We start from the raw sequence: 3,154 nt of genomic DNA on the forward strand, positions 1-3,154 counted from the left end.
GACGGCGAACAGCGCTGGGCATTCCTCGGCCGGGGCGGTGCGCTGGTGCTCACGCTGTGGCAGCAGAGCAGCGGCGAGTTCTCCACCAGTACGCCGGGCCTGCATCACCTGTCGTTCCAGGTCGACGACGTCGACACGGTGCGGGCCGTCGAGTCGGCGCTGCGCGCGGTCGATGCCGAGTTCTTTCACGACGGGGTGGTCGCCCACGGTGAGGGCGCGTCCTCCGGTGGCATCTTCTTCGCCGATCCCGATGGCATTCGCCTCGAGGTGTTCGCGCCGCTGGGCGCCGATACCGCTCCCGCGCCGGCCGGACCCGCCCCGACGTGCGGATTCTTCTGACCCACGGGCAATTCACGTCGTAGACAGGGAGGGCGAGGATGTTTCACTCCGGAGAACTGGCTGTGCAGCAACGCCTGGGGCAGGCCGACGCGGCTGCTCGCGTCGGCCGTTCGATCAGAACCGGGATTCCGGCGGTCGCCGCGTCCTTCCTGGCCGAGCAGCCGATGGTGGTGCTCGGTGCCGCCGATCCGGCGGGGCGGCTGTGGGCGAGCCCGCTCACCGGTCCCGCCGGGTTCGTGCACGCGATCGATGACGCGACCATCGACATCGACACGCTGCCCGAGACGTCGGATCCGCTCTCGGCGGCGATGGCGGGTGACGTCGACGTCGGGCTGATCGCCCTGCAGCCGCAGCGCCGCAGGCGGATGCGCGTCAACGGCACATCGGTGGTGCGCGACGGTGGACTGCGGATCACCACCGAGCAGGTCTACGCGAACTGCCCGAAGTACATCTCGCGCAGGCAGATTCGGGAGGTGTCTGCCGCCGGGGAGCCCGGCCCGGTGTGGCGTGGCACGGCGCTCACGCCCACTGCGGTCGAGATGGTGGGGGCCGCCGACACCTTCTTCGTCGCCACCGCCGACAGTGACGGGCACGCCGACGCCTCACACCGCGGTGGCAATCCCGGTTTTCTGCAGGTGCTGTCGCCGACCCGGTTGCGCTGGCCGGACTATCGCGGCAACTCGATGTTCATGACGCTGGGCAACCTCGCCGTGCAACCGCGCTGTGGGTTGCTCGTCGCCGACTGGTCGACCGGTGCGCTGCTGCAGCTCACCGGCCGCGCCGAATTAGTCTGGGACAGCGCGGCATTCACTACCGGCGCGCAGTGTGCTGTCGACTTCACCGTCGAGGAGGCGATCGAACGGCCCGGTGCGCTCGCTGTGCGCTGGGGGCCGCCCGAGCTCTCCCCGAACAACCCCTGATGACATCGAAAGGTCTTCCATGCGTCCGCCATTGCCACCCTTTGATCTCGACTCCGCGCGCGCGAAGGTGCTCGCCGCCGAAAATGCCTGGAACACCAGGGATCCCGAACGCGTCGCCGCCGCGTACACCGAGGATTCGGTCTGGCGCAACCGCGACGAGTTCTTCACCGGCCATGCCGCGATCGTCGACTTCCTCACCCGCAAATGGTCGGCCGAGAACGGCTACGCGCTGCGCAAGGATCTGTGGGCTTTCCACGACAACCGCATCGCCGTGCGCTTCCAGTACGAATGGCACGACGAATCGGGGCAGTGGTGGCGCAGCTACGGCAACGAGCAGTGGGAGTTCGCGGCGGACGGGCGGATGGCACGGCGCGAGGCCAGCATCAACGACGTGCGCATCGAACAGTCGCAGCGGCGGATCTTCGGGCCACGCGCCGAGGGCGACGACTCGGTGCTGCCGCAGCGCTGACGACCGGTATCGCTCCCGGATTGCTGGTCGGAGCGGCTGCTTCGCGTGTTGCCGGGCGCGTCGCTTGACTCGAATGGGTGTTCGACTAACCTGGGCGCCAGAACTTGTCGGTGCCGGCCTCTACTGTGGGCGCCAACCAGAGAGACACTCACCTCGAGAAGGGGCACACATCATGGCACCGCAGGCCTACGATCGCGACAAAGCGCTGGAACTGGCACTGGCGCAGGTGGAGAAGAGCTTCGGTAAGGGCGCGGTCATGCGCCTGGGCGAAGAGACCCGCCAGCCGATCGCGGTCATCCCGACCGGCTCCATCGCGCTCGACGTCGCGCTCGGTATCGGTGGGTTGCCGCGCGGTCGCGTCGTGGAGATCTACGGCCCGGAATCCTCGGGTAAGACCACCGTCGCGCTACACGCCGTCGCCAACGCCCAGGCCGCGGGCGGTGTCGCCGCCTTCATCGACGCCGAGCACGCCCTCGACCCCGACTACGCCCGCAAGCTGGGCGTCGACACCGACGCGCTGCTGGTCTCCCAGCCCGATACCGGTGAGCAGGCCCTGGAGATCGCCGACATGCTGGTGCGCTCCGGCGCCATCGACATCCTCGTCATCGACTCCGTCGCCGCCCTGGTGCCGCGCGCGGAAATCGAAGGCGAGATGGGCGACAGCCACGTCGGCCTGCAGGCCCGCCTCATGAGCCAGGCGCTGCGCAAGATGACCGGTGCGCTCAGCAACTCCGGCACCACCGCCATCTTCATCAACCAGCTGCGCGAGAAGATCGGCGTCATGTTCGGCTCCCCGGAGACCACCACCGGTGGTAAGGCGCTGAAGTTCTACGCCTCGGTCCGCCTGGACGTGCGCCGCATCGAGACCCTCAAGGACGGCAGCGACGCGGTCGGCAACCGCACCCGCGTGAAGGTGGTCAAGAACAAGGTCGCCCCGCCGTTCAAGCAGGCCGAGTTCGACATCCTCTACGGCCAGGGCATCTCCAAGGAGGGCTCGCTCATCGACATGGGTGTCGAGCACGGCTTCATCCGCAAGTCCGGCTCCTGGTACACCTACGAGGGCGACCAGCTGGGCCAGGGCAAGGAGAACGCCCGCAAGTTCCTGCTGGAGAACACCGACGTGCGCGACGAGGTCGAGAAGAAGATCAAGGAGAAGCTGGGCATCGGCGCCGTCCTGACCGCCGAGGCCGACGCGCCCGCCGACTTCTGAGCCGATGACCACGCCGAGCCCCGGCGGCCACCGCGATTCGGCCGACCCGGTCGAACAGATGCGCAGGCAGCTGGCTCGCCTCGGTATCGAGGTCGAGCCGGAGCCGGTCATACCGCCCGCGGTAGGGCGCGGCAGGGGCACGGCCGATGAACTCGTCCGGTCGGCTCGTGACACACGAGCCGACCCGGACGCGGAGAGGATTCGGTCGGGTGCGGG

The 3,154-nt window shown here is 68.6% G+C and carries 5 protein-coding genes; all 5 read left to right on the plus strand.

Annotated features, from left to right (window positions below):
- A partial coding sequence (locus tag ACFWF3_RS29835) for a VOC family protein (protein WP_379316964.1) occupies positions 1-339 on the plus strand: 339 nt, incomplete at its 5' end.
- Positions 340-377: 38 nt separating this feature from the next.
- Positions 378-1,259, plus strand: coding sequence for a pyridoxamine 5'-phosphate oxidase family protein (locus tag ACFWF3_RS29840; RefSeq protein ID WP_378988523.1), 882 nt, complete (start codon positions 378-380; stop codon positions 1,257-1,259).
- Positions 1,260-1,278: 19 nt separating this feature from the next.
- Complete coding sequence (locus ACFWF3_RS29845) at positions 1,279-1,728, plus strand: nuclear transport factor 2 family protein (protein WP_378988526.1); 450 nt, start codon at positions 1,279-1,281, stop codon at positions 1,726-1,728.
- Positions 1,729-1,900: 172 nt separating this feature from the next.
- Positions 1,901-2,938, plus strand: coding sequence for a recombinase RecA (gene recA, locus ACFWF3_RS29850; RefSeq protein WP_067460620.1), 1,038 nt, complete (start codon positions 1,901-1,903; stop codon positions 2,936-2,938).
- 4 nt (positions 2,939-2,942) lie between these two features.
- The coding region (locus ACFWF3_RS29855) for a hypothetical protein (RefSeq protein WP_379316966.1) at positions 2,943-3,154 on the plus strand (212 nt) is incomplete at its 3' end.

The sequence above is a fragment of the Nocardia sp. NPDC060220 genome, assembly GCF_042727815.1.
Taxonomy (GTDB): Bacteria; Actinomycetota; Actinomycetes; order Mycobacteriales; family Mycobacteriaceae; genus Nocardia.

What these genes read in the sequence shown, in the direction of transcription:
- ACFWF3_RS29840 (WP_378988523.1), top strand. Translation starts at nt 378, where the DNA reads ATGTTTCACTCCGGAGAACTGGCTGTGCAGCAACGCCTGGGGCAGGCC.
- recA (WP_067460620.1), top strand. Translation starts at nt 1,901, where the DNA reads ATGGCACCGCAGGCCTACGATCGCGACAAAGCGCTGGAACTGGCACTG.
- ACFWF3_RS29845 (WP_378988526.1), top strand. Translation starts at nt 1,279, where the DNA reads ATGCGTCCGCCATTGCCACCCTTTGATCTCGACTCCGCGCGCGCGAAG.